This is a genomic window from Candidatus Woesearchaeota archaeon (assembly GCA_018675335.1).
Classification (GTDB): Archaea; Nanobdellota; Nanobdellia; order Woesearchaeales; family UBA11576; genus JABJCP01.
In genome coordinates, this window is the sequence record JABGYH010000007.1 from 23,406 (window position 1) to 39,925 (window position 16,520).

Genomic DNA, 16,520 nt, shown 5'->3' on the forward strand with positions numbered 1-16,520 from the left:
ATTTAAAAAACACTTATAAATCCCAACCAATTCAATTTGATAAAATGATTGAAAAACCATTATTTACATTAAGACCAAATATTGCAGTTGCAATAATTCCAATAATACTTGTTGCACTATTCATGGGCTTTTGGGCAAGTTTTTTTTCAATAAGTCTAGGAATAGGAGTTTCAGTAATAATTGGAGTATCAATTGCGATGATTATAACAATTTTTAGATTGTTAAACTTAAATGCGAGAAAATATATTTTTTACCCACAAAAAGCGGAATTCTATGAAGGATTTTTAAACATAATTCAAAGAACAGTACATTACAACAAAGTAACTGACTGTATTCTTACGAAATCTGTTTGGGATAGACTTTTTGGAACTGGAACTATAAGTTTAGCAACTGCAGGACATCAAACAACTGCAAGAGGTGCTTTGGGAGGAGGAATAAATCTACAATATTTAGATAAACCTGATAAACTTTACAAAGAACTTCAAAGATTGTTAAATAAACATTAAATTTTTTTATTAACTTTTTCTTAAAAAATTAACAAACCAATAACAACAATTGATTGCATTATCAACCACAATAAATTTAGAATAAGAATTGGTTTTTCTTTGTGAACAACACCATAAATAAACAAAGGTATTGAGAGAAAGAAAAGAAGTAACCACATTAGTAAAGAAACACCTTCGGTTTGTTTAAGAAAATAAATTTTATGAATTTGAGGTAATGCTGACAAAGGCATAATAACTGCAACCCAAGTACAAATACCATCAAGAAGTTTAATTTTTTTATCAGAAATAAAATGTTTCTGATTATTTTTATGAACTGCCTTTCTTTTATGAATATGATGTTGCGTATGTTGCATAAAAATAATTGATTAAGAATAGTATATAAAATTATTGTTTGAATCTTAAATTTATTTATTATTTTTTTGACGTTGCACTATTCGTTTTTAAAAAAGAATTAATTGTTTTATACGCCCAACCAAATGCTATTACTGAACCCAATCCGTTGCCAATTACAACACCTAACCAAACTCCAAACTCTCCGAAAGAAAAAACAAAAGTAAATAAAAGACAAAATAATAAAACAAAAACTAATGTTCTTAACAAAGTAATTATGAGCGATCTAATCCCTAATCCAACTCCTTGAAAAAAAGATGAAGAAAACATACCTAATGGAGTGAATGGATAAAACCAACAAATAGTTCTTAAAAATGCGATAAGTTGAGGTGCGATATGAGCAGAATTTTTTGAAAAAGTAAATAGAAATGCTATTTGAGGTGCAAATACAAACGTTAGTACTCCTCCAACCACAGCAATTATTAAACCTAGTTTAGTTGAAAATAAAAAAGCAATTTTAAGATTGTTAAATTTCTTTGCACCAAATGCTGCTCCTGAAACTGACACAACTGCCGTTGCCACACCAACTAAAGGTAAAATTGCAAAAGTTACAACTCTCCAACCAGTAGAAAAAACAGCCACTGCATCTGTTCCACCAACAAACACCAAAAAATAATTTAAAAAAAGCATCATCACCGCCATCGAAAATTGTTGCAGCGCAGTTGGAATTCCAACACTAAAAATTTGTTTTACAATAAACCAATCAAACTTAAAACTTCTAAAATTAATATTAAGATATGAATCACTCTTAAAAAATAACCAATACGCAATAATTAATGACGCTACAAAAACAGAAATTACTGTTGCAATCGCAGCACCTGAAACACCAAAACCAAAAGTGTAAATAAATAATGGATCAAGAACAATATTGAGTCCCGCGCCAACCATTAAAGCATACATTGAACGTTTAGCATCACCTTCTGCACGAAGAACTGCATTTGCAACCATCGAGAAAAAAATAAAAAAAGATCCTCCAAAAATAATTTTAGCATAAGGCCCCAATAAATGAATAATTGACCCCGCACCCAATGCAACAAAAATATGTTCTGAAAAAAACATAAGAGGAATACAAATAATAATAAAAACAACAATTGTTAAAACAAAAGTGTGTGTTGCAACTGAATCTGCAAGTTTTTTATTTTTAGCACCAATGTATTGAGAAATAAATGCGCCGCCACCAACACCAAGACCGGTTGCTATTGCAATTAATGCAAAGAAAAATGGAAAGAAAAAACCAACAGCAGATAATGCATCAGAACCAAGACCTGACACCCAAATTGCATCAACAACATTATACACTGTCTGCAAAGACATCGCAATCATCATAGGCCAAGCTAGTTTAAGAATTGCTTTTTTTGGATCTGCCAAAAGCGTTTTGACCCCCATAGTTTTATGTTCCATCAACTCAATAGAAAAATGAGTTAGTTTAAAACATTTTGGATAAATTTAATAAGAATAAATGAGTATGTCTTGTTATGGACCATGTTGCGATACTAAAAAAGAAATGGAAACTGACTTCAAAGATTTTATCAGGTGAAAAAACAATAGAATCTAGATGGTACAAAACAAAAAGAGATCCTTGGAATAAAATAAAAAAAGGAGAAACAGTTTATTTGAAAGATTCAGGAGATCCAGTCATTGCAAAAGCGGAAGTTTTGCGAGTTATTCAAGTACCAGATTTAAATAATTCTAAACTAATTAAGTTATTAGAAAAACATCACCAATCACTTGGAATTGAAACTGATAAAATATCTGAATATGCTAAGCAGTTTTCTGATAAAAATTATTGCATATTAATTTATTTAAAAAATCCAGTAAGAATTGAACCATTTTTTATTGATAAAACAGGATATGGACTTATGTCTGCATGGCTATGTGTTGAGAATATAACCGAGGTGAAAAAATGAATCGAATAATTGCAATTGGTGGTGGAGAAATAGGAAGACCTGGACAACCCATCCAAACCACAAAAATAGACAAAGAAATAATTAAATTAACTGGAAAGAAAAAACCAAAAATTTTGTTCATTCCAACTGCAAGCAATGATTCTGAAGGATATTTTAATGTTGTAACAAAACATTTTGGTAAACGACTTGGATGCAGCGTTGATGTTTTAAACTTACTAGATAATAAAATATCAAAAAAAGAAATTGAACAAAAAATATTTAGGAGTGATGCACTATATGTCGGCGGAGGCAACACACTAAAACTTATGATTGCATGGCGAAAAAAAGGAATTGATAAAATAATAAAAAAAGCAATTTCAAAAGGAATAGTTCTGTCAGGCATTAGTGCAGGTGCAATATGCTGGTTTAAACAGGGAAACTCAGATTCTAGAAGAATTACAAATCCATCTGCAGACTTGATAAAAGTTAAAGGATTAAATCTAGTGAATGCACTTTTTTGCCCACACTATGATTTTGAAAAAAACAGAAAAAAAGATCTAAAAAAAATGATGAAAAAAACAAGCGGAATTGCAATTGCAATTGATAACTGCTGTGCAATTGAAATTGTGGGCAAATGGTATAGAATAATTTCTTCAAAAAAAGACGCTAATGCTTACAAAGTTTATTGGAAAGCAGGAAAATATTACCAAAACCTCATTGAAAAGAAAAAAGAATTTTATCCACTACCTGAATTATTAAAAAAATAAAGAAAAAAAATTGAGATGCTAATTAATCTTTTTTTCTAATAAATAAAAATCCACCTACAACTGTGTTTTTTTAATGCTTTTGCAACCCCAATTAAAGTTCCTCCCGTTCCAAACCCTGCGACAAATGCATCAATTGTTGGAAGTTGACTTACCAATTCTTTTCCCAAACCAAATTCATGGGCTTCAAAATTATGTTTGTTTTCAAACTGCATAGGCCGCCAAGCGTCAGAATGAGTTTTTATCAGTTCGCCATATTTATTTATTGCACCCATTATGTCTTCTTCTTTTGGCGTTTGAACTAAGTTTGCACCAAATTGTCTCATAATTTGTTTTCTTTGTTTGCTCATGTGTTCAGGCATAACTGCAGTAAACTTAAAATTAAGATTTGCAGAAAACATTGCTAACGAAATTCCAGTATTGCCTGTCGTTGCTTCAATAATTTTAGAATTTGTTTTGAGTTTGTTGCTTCGTATTGCTTTTTGAATCATGTAAGAAACCATGCGATCTTTGATGCTTCCACTCGGATTATAAGTTTCTAACTTTGCAAAAATATTTTCAACTTCAACTAGTGGAGTATTACCAACTAGTTCGAACAAATTTGTTGCTACAGGAGGAATCACCCTTTATAGTTTTTATTTTTTTCATTTTTTTATACCTCCAAATAGATTTTATTTATTAGAAAAAATTTTGATAATAAAACTAGAACAATGCAATTAGAATTAACAACAACATACAATAATTTGATTAATAATTGTTTTCATATTTTTAGTAATATGTTATTTATTTATAAAATTTTTGTTTAAATAAACGGAAATTATATATAAATCAAAAACAAGTTAACTAATATGAAACCAAAATTAGTTCGGGATAAAATACCAGAAATAATAAAAGCAGATGGTCGAATTCCACTCACCAGAATAGCCGAGCCAGATGAATATTGGATTAAACTTCGCGAAAAACTAGTTGAGGAAGTAGATGAATTCTTAGAAAGTGAAAAAAAAGAAGAACTGGCAGATATTGTGGAAGTAATAAAAGCCATTTGCGATTACAAAAATCTAGGTTTTGATCAATTACGAGTAATACGAAAAAAGAAAGTAGAAGAACGAGGCAAATTTGAAAAAAGAATAATTCTTGAACGAATAGATTGAGTTCTTAGAAGTTTTAATCAATGTTATTTTTTTCCATATTGAAAATAATTATTTCTATAATCATTAATTAAATGTTTTAAACTTTTTAGTAAGATAATATTTATAAACAACACACCAATAAAAACAGTCATGAAGCAAAACATTCCACTAATATATACCATTGGAAGCCTGATGTGGGCAAGATTTTTTATTCCAGTTCTAGCACTATTTTATATCGCATCAAAAGTAACAATAGAAGAATTCGCATTAATCATGGGAGTATTTGCACTCGCAACACTACTTCTTGAAATCCCATCAGGAGTAATTGCAGACTTACTTGGAAAAAAGAAAACACTAATTATCTCAAGATCATTGTATTTAGTAGAACTATTTATGATTGCGTTTTATGATGGATTTTGGATTTTTTTAATTGCAAAAATAATAAGTGGAATCGGAGTTAGTTTATCTTCAGGAACAGATCAAGCACTGCTTTATGACACACTTAAAAAATTAAAACGAGTTTCCGAACATAAAAAAATAAGTGGAAACTTACAAACCATAACAAGTATCTCCATGGCCCTAGTGTTTATTATTGGAGCCTACCTATTTAGTTTAAATCCCAAACTACCCGCAATACTTTCAATACCTTTTGTTGGAATAGGATTTATATTAACATTTTTCTTAGAAGAACCTTATTTGAGTTCTAAAAAATTAAGTTTTAAAAATTCAATCACTCATTTAAAAGAAGGGCTGAGTTATTTTAAAAATCACAACTACATCAAATATCTTGCATTTTATTCAGTCCCCCTCGTCGCAACAATATCCATTTGCTTATCCATATCATCAGCATATCTCGAAGCAATATTAATTCCAATCTCACTCATAGGAGTAGTTGCATTTGTCGGATCTTTACTTGCTAGCTTTGCATCAAAGCAAACTTACAAATGGGAAGCAATAATTGGAGAGAGAAAATCTTTTTTTATTACCCAAATGGGAATTTTACTCGGTGTCGCTCTTATGAGTTTAATGATCCCAAAAATTGGATTTATATTTTTATTAATCATACAGTTTGTTTCAGGTTATTTTTACGTTTTTGTAAATCATTACACGAATCACCACATTGAAACATCACACAGAGCAACAATGCTTTCAATAAAAAACATGTTTAACAATTTAGGAATTTTTATTATGTTCCCCACAATAGGATACATCACCAAAACACATACGATGCAAAAAGGATTCATATTTTTAGGAGGAGTTTTAATTATTTATTTTGTCGTTTTGTATTTTTATTCTAAAAAATTAAATTTAAACTTAGTGAGATAGATGAGACAATTAAATGTAATAGTTCATGAGGAAATAATTATTGAAAATTCATTCTTAACCTGCGATTTAGGTGAAAAAGCAACAACAACACTCGCAGAAATTAATTCTTTAAGACAAACTGCAACAACTCCCCCCTTAGAACTCATGGGTCCCGCATACGAACTTCACCCTTTGATGCCTCAACCAACTGACGATTTAGAAGTAATTGTATCAGGAGGTTTGAAAAGAGCATGTTGTATCACCCAAGTTTATACATTACTAGAAGCAGGCTATCGTGCAAAACTACACCCAACTGCATGTCTTGATTTTGGAAGTTTACCAAAAGACACAATAGCTAGAATGATCTCAAAATACCCCTCAATTCTTAATTAACTTTTTCTCTTAACATATTCATTAATTTTTAGTGTTTGATAAAAAAATCTCCAATTAATATTATAATTATCTAAACCAATATTCTAAGCAATGAAAATTAGAGGTTTTAGAAAAATGAAACTCATTGCTTTATCAGATTTACACTTAGACAAAGAAGAACACAGGGAAACTGGACTTGAAACAATTGATCAAGTCGCACAAATCCCAGGAGATGTTTTAGTTGTCGGAGGAGATGTTTCTCAAACAAAAGAATATTTAGAATTGGGTCTTGAAGGATTAAGTAAATTTGAAGGAACAAAGTTAGCTTATCTTGGAAATCACGAATTAAGAATCAACGGATTTATTGGCGAGAACTATTCTCGTTTGAAAGATGTTTTTGAAAAATACGGATTCCAATTACTTGATGATTCCCCTGCAGTTGTTAGAAATATAGGATTTGTTGGAAACGTTGGATGGTATGATTTAAGTTTATACTCAGGATCCAGACTCGAAGAATACAGAGAAATTTCAACTGATTTTTACAAAAAAGAATTTGATACTAGAGGAATTAATCAAACACAATTTAATCAAATATGTTTTCGCAGAGTAAAAGAACATATTGAACAAGTTTCAGATAGTGTAGATAAAATAGTTTTAGGAATACACCACGTTGCATTCAAAGAATTTTTAAAGTACGGACACACAGAATATTTTGATTTTAAAAATTTATTTATGGGAAGCACCGAATTTCAAGAAGCATATTCGCACCCAAAAGTTGCCATCGGACTTTGCGGACACACACATAGATCAGGAAGAATTAATTATTCAGGAAAACCAATTTATAATATTAGCAGCGATAAGAAACAAAAATTTCTAGAAATTGAAATTTAAAATATTAAAATAATTTTAATTGAACTGGCCCTTCCGCTTTAGGAGGAACTGGATCTTCTTTTTTAACAGGAGCCGGAATTGTTGAAGGATTAACATGAGTTGGATCATAACTTCTCAAAACAGTACTGATTGAAGAAACATATGCTTGCACGATTCGTCTAGTATCGTAACCCGCTGCAGGAAACGGACGAGGTAAAACACGCACGCGTTTTCCAGAATCATGATGACTTCTTGGATCCCTATGAAAATCAGTTTCAAATAAAAATAAACTAGGTTCGACAACCAACCTTTCTCTTAATGTTCCCACATCACCTTCAGAAACTAAAGATAATCTTTCTTTCAAATTTCTTGTTTTGCCGAATGGATTTAACTTACCATAAGTTTTAGAATCACTTTCAGAAGGACGTTGACCCCTACATCTCCCAATAAATTTATTATATTTTACTAATTTAGGAAATGCCCCCGAATAATTAGGAAACACCCCATCAGATGCATTATAAACTTCCCTAAATAATTCATAAATAGTTGCATGATCAACAAAATCTTTAAAAAATACAGGGTGCTGATTTCTAAGCTCAGTTACTCCAAGTTCAAACGCTAAAACATCATCTAAATTAAGAACAGGATAAAATTCCCTCACAGGAGTGTCAATTAAACCTTCATAAATAGGTCGCACAATTGCTACCACTCCACCAGTAGCGCCTTCAATTACCGTCTTTGTAGATTTAGGACGTTTCATACGATTGCCTGCTTACGAAGAAGTATATAAATGTTTCTATTTTTACCACTACTTAGTAACCACGTAAAGAAAAACTTATAAACTAACTAAAAAACCAACCAAAAACTAACTAAAATACATTAAAATAAAACAAACAAAATAAAACAAAATACCAAAAATGGATGCATTAGAAACAATACTAACTTCAACCATAACAGGAATCGGAATCTATCAAGCAGCAACCATTCCCGATCCAGTTTCAGTGGGCTTTAATGTATTTACTGCCGGAACCACCCCAATGGGCAAATACTTAAGATACATTTCATCCCCATCAGGAATATTTGCAGGACTATACTCAGCAGTAATTTCTGCAGGAGAAAATAAACCACTAAATGTTGCACTAGGAATTGTTATGGCTGCAAGTTCATTAACATTATTAATTTACTCAGCAACTAAAACAAACGAACAAACATCAGATTCAACAAATCAAAAAAAGCCATAAATAAAAATAATCAAACATACAAATACTTAAAACAAAATAAATATTAAAAAAACATGAGGCCCAGAAATATATGAACGACGAATATTCGCACTTACAATTAGGAGAAGATTTAATCTGGCTCGCAGTTTTTCAACGAAAAGAGGGAACTACCCTATCAAGAGGATATTTAACACCCGAAGTAGTAATTAGCAAAGTTGGAAGCATAGATACTTTCGTTACAAAATACATGAGCGCACTTAATTGGCATACCCATCGCAACGAGCATAACTGGGCCAAATTAGTTCAAAAAGGAGCAGACTACGTATTAAACGAATATGCGCGACAAGAACAAAAATTAGAACCTGCATACCAACCACAAGCTTAAGCTAATTAGAATAAATAAAACAAATAAATTAGAATCAATAAAATAAATTTTTAGAAAAAATATTGTAAAAAAAATTAAATATTTCTAAGTTCTTGAATTTGTGAAGATCCAAGTTTAGCTTCTAGTTTTGCAACTTTTTTTTCAAGTGCTACAAGTTGTAACTTCATAGTCCTTTGATTAGAATTTAAGAACAAAATCCACTCATTAACTGAAGTTTTAAGACTTAAAACATCTTCTTTAACACGTTTAAACGCTTTTTTAACCATATTTTCATTTAAAAACACTTTGAATGCCTCCGATCGAGTTTAATAGTATGAAATAAACTTAATTAAAATTAATTAGTTCGTACTCAATAGGTTGCGAAGTCCAGTATATAAAGTTTTCTATCTACCAGTAGTGAATATTACTTGAGAATTAATAAAAAAAAGAAATAATTTAATCAATTCAAACTAAATTTTATGAACTTGATCATACACAATTCTAGCTGCAGGAATTAAACGCATATTTTCCTCATCAACAGTTTCAGGTTTTAATTCATACCCCATATGAACAAACTGTTCCCTTGCAACTTTACCGTCGTGGATTATTTCAAATCTAGGCGCAACACCATACACCCTAAATCCTAGTTTTTCAAAAGTACGCTGCATCGCAGGTTGGTCTCCCCGAGCAAATGCTTCAACAAACCCCAATTTGCGCCCTCGCGCTTCATCCAGCAAATAATCACACATACTATGTGCAACACCATTTCCCCTATGAGGCTTCGAAGTACAAACACGTTCAATTTCTCCAAGGCCAATTGGTCCAACAACACATAATGCTGCAACACCCGCAATTTGTCCGTCTTTTTCTGCAACAACCCAAACCTCGTCAGGATTGTGAATATGATCTTTAATATAATCTGGATTATTTAACAAACCACGATCAACCATTATATGTTCGGGAAACTCTGTTTCGTATAACTTTGCAATTATATCAACATCCCGATCTTTAGCCACCCTTACAATAGTCTGGCTCTCAATAAACTAAATCTGCAATTTCTGCTGGCATTCCTGCCACCTCCATAAAAACTTTTACATCGCCCTTCAACTGATTTTTGAATCTCGTTCTCCAATCTAAGCTATATACTACTAAACAGATTTAACTTAAATATTTAATTGCCAATTATTCGAAAAATAAGCAAAAAACTTATAAATTATCGAATGTTATTCAATTTTGTATGAAAGACATCAAATCTAAACTAATCCAACTATTCAAAACAGGCCACGCAACACCTCAAATCGCACAAATAGCACGCAAAATAAAAGAGCCAGCCACCACAATACATTACAACATAAAAAAATTAGAAAAGATAGGTGCAATAAAAACTTACAAAGCAGTATTTAATCATAAAAAAATCAATTGCGGATTCACTGCATTTGTACTTTTGAATTTATCACCTGACGAATATGGCGATCCAGAAAGAATTGGAAAGGACCTTGCCAAACACGACGAGATAGAAAGCGTAGATGTAATAACTGGCGATTGGGAATTAATAGTAAAACTTAGAGTAAAAGACCAAGATGAATATTATAATTTAATTAAAAATGTTATTTCTAGAAAAGGAGTTGTAAAAATAAAAACACTTACGTCACTTAAAGAAGTAAAAACAGAATTTGTTGAAATGTAACTATTAACCTTGCACCAACCACACAATCACTACACCCTCCACACGACCAACACCCCCAACTCACACAATCCAATAGATCTTTGCTCAAAAATAGTACTCATAGTATTAAAGAATAAAATACTAGTATTTCTATAAATCAGCAACATTTATATATAAACAGGGCAAAGCTAGAAATAAGATGAAACGAAAACTAGTAACCCAAGGAAAAAAAGCACTCACCGTAACACTTCCAATCAATTGGATACGAGACCATAACCTTAATTCAGGCGATGAAATAGAAATAAGTCCACTAGATAACGATTTACGCATTTCAACATTCTCAAATAAAACAACAATAAAAAGCACAACAATAAACATATCAACCGAAAATGCTAGAAATTGCAGCTACCAAATAAGATACGCACTCGCACAAGCATACGATGCAGGCTACAATGAAATAATTATAAAATCAGAACTATTACCAAATCTTAGCACAATACAAAAAGAAATAACTACATTTACAGGACTAGAAATAGTATCGGCAGAAAAAGAAAAACTAATCATACGTTGTTTTCTAAATGATCATGACACACCAGTAGATTTACTAATTACTAAAATGATTCAAGTTTCAAAAACAATTGCTGAAACGTTAAAAAAAGAATGGAATCAAACAAAGTTAAAAGAAATAACCGAATTATTTAATATGAATTTGCGTTTAAGCAATCATTGCAGAAGAACAATACACCAAAATAAATATGGAGATCATAAAACTTACGCATACTATTATCTTGCATCAAGACTTGAAAGATTAAGTGCAAACTTATTTTATCTAGGTAAAAAAATAATTAAACTTAACCCAAAAAAGTCAGACTTACTCGAAGAATTATTTGAAATCCAAAATAAAATTTATGAATGCTTTTTGAAAAAAGATTTTAATGAAATAATGAAATTACAAAACAAACTATATGATCTGTCAAGAAATACAGTAGAAGCAGATGCAATAAAAGAAACAACCAAAAAAATTGATCCAGTAATACTAATTCATTATTATTCCGCAATCATGAATTTATTATCAATAACCAAATCATTACAACGAATAACCTTAGAACTAAAATAACAAAAATACCAAATAAAAATAAGATAAAATAAAAATTAAAAAAAGTTAAAAATTAAAAAAAATCTTAACCAAGATAACTTAAATTCTTTTTTTGACTTTCTTCTTGTGCAACCATACCTTTTTCCATCACACCCTTAATTTTTTCTTCAAACTTATGAGCTTGTTCAAGTAAAGGTTTATAGTCAATCTTTAAGCCATAATATTTATCTATAACTTCAACTGCTTTTGCTGCAGCCTTACTATCCGGCAAGTTTGAATGAGTCTCAACAAAAATACAAGATAGACTAGGTTTTGATTCTGCTTGTAACAATAATGTTGACGTCACACCCAAAATAATACCTTCTTTTAATGGTTTCATACCAATCTTTTGAAATTTATTAGCATTCTTCTTTTGATTAGCATAAAAGTACGCATTAGTAGAATCTTGCATTGCCTGTGTTCCCACACCCTCTAAAGATAAAATTTCGGTAGCACCTAAATCTTTTGCGAGTTTCATTAACACTTGCGAAATTTCCCATTCAAGACCTTTAATATTAGTCATAATATGTAAAATCACAAAATTTTGTTTTTCCGCATAATAAATTCCTATTGGTTGAACTAACTCACCATCATGAATCGCAACTAATGGAGGAAGTTCATTTGCATGAATTGCTCCAATTTGTTTAGCTTTTAATTCATGAATAAGAAATTCAGTAGTAATAGTACCTACAAGACCAAATCCTGGAAATCCTTCAATAATCACCGGATTCTTTGGCTTTTTTTTAAGAACAATATTCATTAACATCACCTCGTTTAAAAATTTTAACAAATTATACTTTATAAAACTTTTTAATCTAAAATATAATTAAGATATTTATTTTTTTGTTTTCTTTTTTACAGTAGATCTTACTTTAGATTTCTTTTTAGGTTTTGGTTTAGATTTAGGTTTAGATTTAGGTTTAGATTTAAGTTTAGATTTAAGTTTAGATTTAGACTTAGGTTGCAATTTAGATTTCGTGTTTGGTTTAGATTTAAGACTATTTTTTGAAGTTATCCCTTTTTTTTGCTTTGCTGTTGTCTTTTTCTTAACAACTTTCTTAGGTGCTTTTTTCTTAACCAATTTCTTTTTAACTATCTTAGTCTTAGTTATTTTTTTAGTCGGAGAAATATGTTTTGATACCATCGTCTTCTTTTTTTCTAAATGCTTAGATCTAACCTTATGTTCATACATCAATTCAATACGATTCTTTGAATTGTGATGTGGTTTAATTTTCCAAATACCAATTAAACACCCAAGACTTGTTGGAATTGTAAAAATCCAAGATGCGAAAAGTACCACCAAAGTAAATGCTCCAAAATCTTCTAAAGTAAAAAATTTCCAACCAATCTTATTTGTAACGAAAAACAAAAATGAAACTAAAGTTACAATAAATGAAATTAAAAATCCAAACAAAAAACCTTCTCTATACAACTTAATATACTTACTAGCCCAACGATCATATACCCAAACAAAATAATAACCGCCAACAACTAACAAAATAACAAATAAACCTAAAAATATCTTATTTAACACAGCAATTGTTGACTCAGACACAGCAAGTAAGAAAAATAATCGAACAACCCCTGCAATGATTAAAACTGCACCACCAACAATTCCTGAAGACACAAAAGCTTTTTTGAAATCAACAGAGTGCGCGATCTTGTGAATAAATCTTGCTTTCAAACCATAAAGCATACCTAATAATCCGCCCAGGGCAAAACCCACACCTAAAACTTGAAAAAACAAATCAGGACTAGAAAATAATTGAAGATTAAATAATCTAATTACAGGAGAGAATGGAACAACAAACCAATCACCTAACGCCCAAACAAGAACTGTCATAACCACTCCAAAAATTCCAGTCAATGCACCCATAAACAAAGATTGTTCAGCAGTCACATGCTCACCATGCTTTTTATGATACACATGCGAGGCTATAAGTGAACCAAAAAATAACCAAAACAAAAAGAATCCATTAACGTAATACAATCCAGGAATTATTGAAACTAAAGTAAAAAATAAAGCTCCAATAAATGCAGGTAAAAAAGTTCGTTCCATAATTATTACACCCTTTTTTTAATTTTTATAATAAAAACATATAATTTGCAAATTCACAGATAATGTTTTATACACACAAATTTATTTTATGCAGCCCTATCACGAATTTGTTTTTGTTCATCAATAAACTCATGACGTTCTTGAGCGCGTGTTTTAATATGTTCTAAATCCATATATTCTCGAAGAGCTTGTTGTTGAATAGATTTTAATACCTTGCCAAATTTTTTGTGAACTGCACCAATACTTTTTTTCAAATGAAGCATATTATTTGATTTCGCCTCCCCTGAAATTTCTTTAAATAATTTTTCAGAGGTGTGAATAAGAACATGCCCTTCATGCATGATATGTTCCAAATCTTCAAATTCTTCATGATATAATGCAATTAACTCTTCAAGTTTCCTATGTAACTCAACATGATTTTTAACCTCATCTAATGAGTTTTGTAATTCATCAATTTTAGTAATAACTGTTCTTACTTCAACCGCATTATGTCTTAACCGACGCTTATGAGACCTGGGCCCCCTCAAAGATAAAAGTTCAATTTTAGTAAACCCTCGAGCTTCTGCTTTTGATATAATCCAAAAATGATGTTGTGCTTCAACCATTCTTTCAATTAAATGATCAATTTTATGAACAAGCGCTCTTTTTTCATTAATAGGAACAATAAACGCAGGATGAGAAACTAAATCCGCTGCTTTTTCTAACGAGTTTGCTTCACGAAATAATAAAGTATCATCATCTAAAACTACACCCTCTAAATCAGTTAAAGCATCACCTAAATACCTAAATGCAGTTTCAAAGTCTTTTTGTGTTTGAAGAACTTGTTTTTTATGTTGTTTTACAATATGATGTCTTTTTTTTGCAGACTCAATTTTATTTAATTCAACTAACAAATGATTTAATTCGGAAACTTCAGATTCAGACTTTGCATGCAAAAGAAGAAAATCTTTGTAAACCTCATAGAATTCAACAACTAATCTAATAATCTCAACTACCAAACCAGATGTTTGAATGAGTCGATACCCATGTTTTCTAAACGGATTTAAACTAATCATTTTTATTTTATAAGAATCAAACCTTAAATTTAATGAAAAAAAAATTAAAAAAATTAAATTACATCTCCATTAAGAATCCAGATATCAATAAAAAGAATCCTTCAACAATAAAGATAATATGGAATAAATAATCTCCAAGACCTGCTAAAAAACTTAAACTAAAAAATGCAGGACCAATGCCAAATCCATTAAGTATTGGAAGTAATCCAATTGATAATAATACCAAAGCAACAATGATGGAAATACTACCCATACCATTACTATTAGTAATTTCAATAATTGATGCATACACAAGAAATAACGCTCCTGCAGCAATAACATAACTTAGAATATTTGTAGGCAATGATAGTGCAAACCAAGATGGACCAACACCCAACTTACTCAGTAAGGGAAGTAGCCCTAATGCAATAATTGCAATACCAACAAACATAGCAACAAAATCACGAGTCTCAAGCATTTCAAAACACCTCTTTTAAAAAAATAAAGAACTCAATACTAAAATATTGTGTCCTATAGTGCTAAAAGTTTTTATAACTTTTAACAATGAATAATACCCCATAATTATTAAATTAAATAAACTGTATATCTAATAATATATTATTTATAAAACAGGATTAATTGGTATATAATACTTTCGGTAAAATAAAATCAGAATATTAAAACAAAAAAATGTTTAATATATGTCATAAGTATATGAATAAAAAAAAAAGAAACAGAAAGAAATAAAAAAATTAAAAAAATTAACCAAGACGTTTAGCTAAAGCCGCAGTTTGTTTAATCTCTCCTTCAAGTTGAACATCAACAATTCTTAAATTATGAAGATATGCAACTTCAAGACGCTGAACAATTTCATGAGTTAAATCTTTAACATCTTTATCATCTTGTGCTGGCAATTCATGAATTCCAACTGCACGCGCAATAATTTGTAAAAACTCATAGATTTTTTTGTTTAATGCATCCCAACTTGTAAAAACAAGTTTATCAAATTTCGCAAAATCTTTATGCAGTTTATCTTCTAAAACTTGAAGTCGTTCTAATAATTTTTTTAGATCTGGATGTTTTTTTATCTCAGCAACCATATGTTCTACACTAGAATCAGTTTTTCTAATATCACGAACAAGACGGTACTCTCCAAAATATTTCATATAACCTTCAGTTTTAACTACATCAGTCATAACATTTCTGAAACCATGACCTCCTTCTGCACGAGCATAAGTTGCATTAATGGTTTCTCTTTGTTGTTTAACATCTGCTTTCCAAGCATTAACAATCCCTTCAAAGAATTTTCTGATTTTTGGATCTTTAACTTTCAACTTAATTAATGCAGCTTCAATTGCTTGAATTTCTTCCAAATCATGCTTTTTGTAAAGCGCAGTTGAATGAATTAAACTATACATCATCTCAAAAGCATGAACTAACTCAGTAATGATGTGTTTTTCATCATCTTGTGCATGCCTAATTAAATGTCCTTTAATTGCTTCCTCAAGATGTGCCATATCTGCATCAATATGTTTTTCATCATTATGTGCATGTTTTGATTCTAACTTTGTTGCCATATATCTAATTATGCCGTGGAGTTTTTCTCCTTTAACTCCCGCAATATGTACTCTAGAAAGCCCATGATGAATTTGCTCGAGTAATTTTCTTTTATCTTCAGGTTTCATAATAAACACCTCGTTCTTTTATATAATAATGATTAATGACCAACCGAATATGAGTTTATATAATCAGCTGATATTTAATATTTTCTACATTTTAATTTTTAATTTAAAAAATTTAAGGTAATAATAAAATAATC

The 16,520-nt window shown here is 30.4% G+C and carries 22 protein-coding genes; 11 read left to right on the forward strand and 11 right to left on the reverse strand.

The genetic code is table 11. The annotated features are described in order from the left end of the window. Nucleotides 1-44: 44 nt before the first annotated feature. The gene (locus HN587_04470; GenBank protein MBT7903097.1) at nucleotides 45-506 is read left to right on the forward strand and encodes a PH domain-containing protein; all 462 of its coding nucleotides are present in this window, start codon (nucleotides 45-47) and stop codon (nucleotides 504-506) included. 20 nt (nucleotides 507-526) lie between these two features. Here HN587_04470 and HN587_04475 read toward each other — a convergent pair whose 3' ends face one another. After that, the gene (locus HN587_04475; protein MBT7903098.1) at nucleotides 527-859 is read right to left on the reverse strand and encodes a hypothetical protein; all 333 of its coding nucleotides are present in this window, start codon (nucleotides 857-859) and stop codon (nucleotides 527-529) included. Between the two features lie 58 nt (nucleotides 860-917). After that, nucleotides 918-2,297: an MATE family efflux transporter gene (locus HN587_04480; protein ID MBT7903099.1), complete on the reverse strand. Its 1,380-nt coding sequence runs from the start codon at nucleotides 2,295-2,297 to the stop codon at nucleotides 918-920. 74 nt (nucleotides 2,298-2,371) lie between these two features. On the opposite strand from HN587_04480, the gene HN587_04485 reads away from it, so the two are divergent. Then, nucleotides 2,372-2,803: an ASCH domain-containing protein gene (locus tag HN587_04485; GenBank protein ID MBT7903100.1), complete on the forward strand. Its 432-nt coding sequence runs from the start codon at nucleotides 2,372-2,374 to the stop codon at nucleotides 2,801-2,803. Beyond that, nucleotides 2,800-3,549, forward strand: coding sequence for a type 1 glutamine amidotransferase-like domain-containing protein (locus HN587_04490; protein MBT7903101.1), 750 nt, complete (start codon nucleotides 2,800-2,802; stop codon nucleotides 3,547-3,549). The genes HN587_04485 and HN587_04490 overlap by 4 nt, the downstream gene beginning before the upstream one ends. A 35-nt stretch (nucleotides 3,550-3,584) precedes the next feature. On the opposite strand, the gene HN587_04495 is transcribed toward HN587_04490, so the two are convergent. Continuing rightward, nucleotides 3,585-4,169 (reverse strand): cysteine synthase family protein, encoded by a 585-nt coding sequence (locus tag HN587_04495; protein MBT7903102.1) that lies wholly within the window; start codon nucleotides 4,167-4,169, stop codon nucleotides 3,585-3,587. 225 nt (nucleotides 4,170-4,394) lie between these two features. On the opposite strand from HN587_04495, the gene HN587_04500 reads away from it, so the two are divergent. The 4 genes from HN587_04500 to HN587_04515 all read left to right on the forward strand — a co-directional run bounded on the left by HN587_04500 (nucleotide 4,395) and on the right by HN587_04515 (nucleotide 7,244). Continuing rightward, on the forward strand, nucleotides 4,395-4,697 hold the full coding sequence (locus HN587_04500) for a nucleoside triphosphate pyrophosphohydrolase (GenBank protein ID MBT7903103.1): 303 nt from the start codon (nucleotides 4,395-4,397) through the stop codon (nucleotides 4,695-4,697). A 129-nt stretch (nucleotides 4,698-4,826) separates the two neighbouring features. Further along, nucleotides 4,827-6,002: an MFS transporter gene (locus HN587_04505; GenBank protein ID MBT7903104.1), complete on the forward strand. Its 1,176-nt coding sequence runs from the start codon at nucleotides 4,827-4,829 to the stop codon at nucleotides 6,000-6,002. Continuing rightward, nucleotides 6,003-6,374, forward strand: a complete 372-nt coding sequence (locus tag HN587_04510; GenBank protein ID MBT7903105.1) for a hypothetical protein — start codon at nucleotides 6,003-6,005, stop codon at nucleotides 6,372-6,374. It begins immediately after the preceding gene. Nucleotides 6,375-6,488: 114 nt separating this feature from the next. Continuing rightward, entirely contained in the window at nucleotides 6,489-7,244 is a 756-nt protein-coding gene (locus HN587_04515) for a hypothetical protein (GenBank protein ID MBT7903106.1), read from the forward strand. A gap of 4 nt (nucleotides 7,245-7,248) precedes the next feature. Here HN587_04515 and HN587_04520 read toward each other — a convergent pair whose 3' ends face one another. Beyond that, entirely contained in the window at nucleotides 7,249-7,983 is a 735-nt protein-coding gene (locus HN587_04520; GenBank protein MBT7903107.1) for a hypothetical protein, read from the reverse strand. A 157-nt stretch (nucleotides 7,984-8,140) separates the two neighbouring features. Here HN587_04520 and HN587_04525 point away from each other — a divergent pair, with 157 nt between their 5' ends. Both HN587_04525 and HN587_04530 read left to right on the forward strand, forming a co-directional pair. After that, the gene (locus HN587_04525; GenBank protein MBT7903108.1) at nucleotides 8,141-8,464 is read left to right on the forward strand and encodes a hypothetical protein; all 324 of its coding nucleotides are present in this window, start codon (nucleotides 8,141-8,143) and stop codon (nucleotides 8,462-8,464) included. Between the two features lie 70 nt (nucleotides 8,465-8,534). Further along, nucleotides 8,535-8,828 (forward strand): hypothetical protein, encoded by a 294-nt coding sequence (locus HN587_04530; GenBank protein MBT7903109.1) that lies wholly within the window; start codon nucleotides 8,535-8,537, stop codon nucleotides 8,826-8,828. A gap of 74 nt (nucleotides 8,829-8,902) precedes the next feature. Here HN587_04530 and HN587_04535 read toward each other — a convergent pair whose 3' ends face one another. Next, a complete protein-coding gene (locus tag HN587_04535; GenBank protein MBT7903110.1) occupies nucleotides 8,903-9,112 on the reverse strand; it encodes a hypothetical protein in 210 nt (69 codons plus the stop codon). Nucleotides 9,113-9,277: 165 nt separating this feature from the next. Then, complete coding sequence (locus HN587_04540) at nucleotides 9,278-9,823, reverse strand: GNAT family N-acetyltransferase (protein MBT7903111.1); 546 nt, start codon at nucleotides 9,821-9,823, stop codon at nucleotides 9,278-9,280. A gap of 221 nt (nucleotides 9,824-10,044) precedes the next feature. Here HN587_04540 and HN587_04545 point away from each other — a divergent pair, with 221 nt between their 5' ends. Both HN587_04545 and HN587_04550 read left to right on the forward strand, forming a co-directional pair. Continuing rightward, nucleotides 10,045-10,494, forward strand: coding sequence for an Lrp/AsnC family transcriptional regulator (locus HN587_04545; GenBank protein MBT7903112.1), 450 nt, complete (start codon nucleotides 10,045-10,047; stop codon nucleotides 10,492-10,494). A 178-nt stretch (nucleotides 10,495-10,672) separates the two neighbouring features. Continuing rightward, on the forward strand, nucleotides 10,673-11,590 hold the full coding sequence (locus HN587_04550; GenBank protein ID MBT7903113.1) for an AbrB/MazE/SpoVT family DNA-binding domain-containing protein: 918 nt from the start codon (nucleotides 10,673-10,675) through the stop codon (nucleotides 11,588-11,590). A gap of 64 nt (nucleotides 11,591-11,654) precedes the next feature. On the opposite strand, the gene HN587_04555 is transcribed toward HN587_04550, so the two are convergent. The 5 genes from HN587_04555 to HN587_04575 form a co-directional block, all read right to left on the reverse strand. Then, on the reverse strand, nucleotides 11,655-12,368 hold the full coding sequence (locus HN587_04555; protein ID MBT7903114.1) for a proteasome assembly chaperone family protein: 714 nt from the start codon (nucleotides 12,366-12,368) through the stop codon (nucleotides 11,655-11,657). 75 nt (nucleotides 12,369-12,443) lie between these two features. Beyond that, the gene (locus HN587_04560) at nucleotides 12,444-13,667 is read right to left on the reverse strand and encodes a hypothetical protein (GenBank protein MBT7903115.1); all 1,224 of its coding nucleotides are present in this window, start codon (nucleotides 13,665-13,667) and stop codon (nucleotides 12,444-12,446) included. A gap of 86 nt (nucleotides 13,668-13,753) precedes the next feature. Then, a complete protein-coding gene (locus HN587_04565; protein MBT7903116.1) occupies nucleotides 13,754-14,722 on the reverse strand; it encodes a hypothetical protein in 969 nt (322 codons plus the stop codon). Between the two features lie 58 nt (nucleotides 14,723-14,780). Next, nucleotides 14,781-15,179, reverse strand: a complete 399-nt coding sequence (locus HN587_04570; GenBank protein ID MBT7903117.1) for a hypothetical protein — start codon at nucleotides 15,177-15,179, stop codon at nucleotides 14,781-14,783. 283 nt (nucleotides 15,180-15,462) lie between these two features. Continuing rightward, nucleotides 15,463-16,386 (reverse strand): hypothetical protein, encoded by a 924-nt coding sequence (locus HN587_04575; GenBank protein MBT7903118.1) that lies wholly within the window; start codon nucleotides 16,384-16,386, stop codon nucleotides 15,463-15,465. Nucleotides 16,387-16,520: the final 134 nt, after the last annotated feature.

What these genes read in the sequence shown, in the direction of transcription:
- HN587_04470 (MBT7903097.1), top strand. Translation starts at nt 45, where the DNA reads ATGATTGAAAAACCATTATTTACATTAAGACCAAATATTGCAGTTGCA.
- HN587_04475 (MBT7903098.1), bottom strand. Translation starts at nt 859, where the DNA reads ATGCAACATACGCAACATCATATTCATAAAAGAAAGGCAGTTCATAAA.
- HN587_04480 (MBT7903099.1), bottom strand. Translation starts at nt 2,297, where the DNA reads ATGGAACATAAAACTATGGGGGTCAAAACGCTTTTGGCAGATCCAAAA.
- HN587_04485 (MBT7903100.1), top strand. Translation starts at nt 2,372, where the DNA reads ATGGACCATGTTGCGATACTAAAAAAGAAATGGAAACTGACTTCAAAG.
- HN587_04490 (MBT7903101.1), top strand. Translation starts at nt 2,800, where the DNA reads ATGAATCGAATAATTGCAATTGGTGGTGGAGAAATAGGAAGACCTGGA.
- HN587_04500 (MBT7903103.1), top strand. Translation starts at nt 4,395, where the DNA reads ATGAAACCAAAATTAGTTCGGGATAAAATACCAGAAATAATAAAAGCA.
- HN587_04505 (MBT7903104.1), top strand. Translation starts at nt 4,827, where the DNA reads ATGAAGCAAAACATTCCACTAATATATACCATTGGAAGCCTGATGTGG.
- HN587_04510 (MBT7903105.1), top strand. Translation starts at nt 6,003, where the DNA reads ATGAGACAATTAAATGTAATAGTTCATGAGGAAATAATTATTGAAAAT.
- HN587_04515 (MBT7903106.1), top strand. Translation starts at nt 6,489, where the DNA reads ATGAAACTCATTGCTTTATCAGATTTACACTTAGACAAAGAAGAACAC.
- HN587_04520 (MBT7903107.1), bottom strand. Translation starts at nt 7,983, where the DNA reads ATGAAACGTCCTAAATCTACAAAGACGGTAATTGAAGGCGCTACTGGT.
- HN587_04525 (MBT7903108.1), top strand. Translation starts at nt 8,141, where the DNA reads ATGGATGCATTAGAAACAATACTAACTTCAACCATAACAGGAATCGGA.
- HN587_04530 (MBT7903109.1), top strand. Translation starts at nt 8,535, where the DNA reads ATGAACGACGAATATTCGCACTTACAATTAGGAGAAGATTTAATCTGG.
- HN587_04545 (MBT7903112.1), top strand. Translation starts at nt 10,045, where the DNA reads ATGAAAGACATCAAATCTAAACTAATCCAACTATTCAAAACAGGCCAC.
- HN587_04550 (MBT7903113.1), top strand. Translation starts at nt 10,673, where the DNA reads ATGAAACGAAAACTAGTAACCCAAGGAAAAAAAGCACTCACCGTAACA.
- HN587_04555 (MBT7903114.1), bottom strand. Translation starts at nt 12,368, where the DNA reads ATGAATATTGTTCTTAAAAAAAAGCCAAAGAATCCGGTGATTATTGAA.
- HN587_04560 (MBT7903115.1), bottom strand. Translation starts at nt 13,667, where the DNA reads ATGGAACGAACTTTTTTACCTGCATTTATTGGAGCTTTATTTTTTACT.
- HN587_04565 (MBT7903116.1), bottom strand. Translation starts at nt 14,722, where the DNA reads ATGATTAGTTTAAATCCGTTTAGAAAACATGGGTATCGACTCATTCAA.
- HN587_04570 (MBT7903117.1), bottom strand. Translation starts at nt 15,179, where the DNA reads ATGCTTGAGACTCGTGATTTTGTTGCTATGTTTGTTGGTATTGCAATT.
- HN587_04575 (MBT7903118.1), bottom strand. Translation starts at nt 16,386, where the DNA reads ATGAAACCTGAAGATAAAAGAAAATTACTCGAGCAAATTCATCATGGG.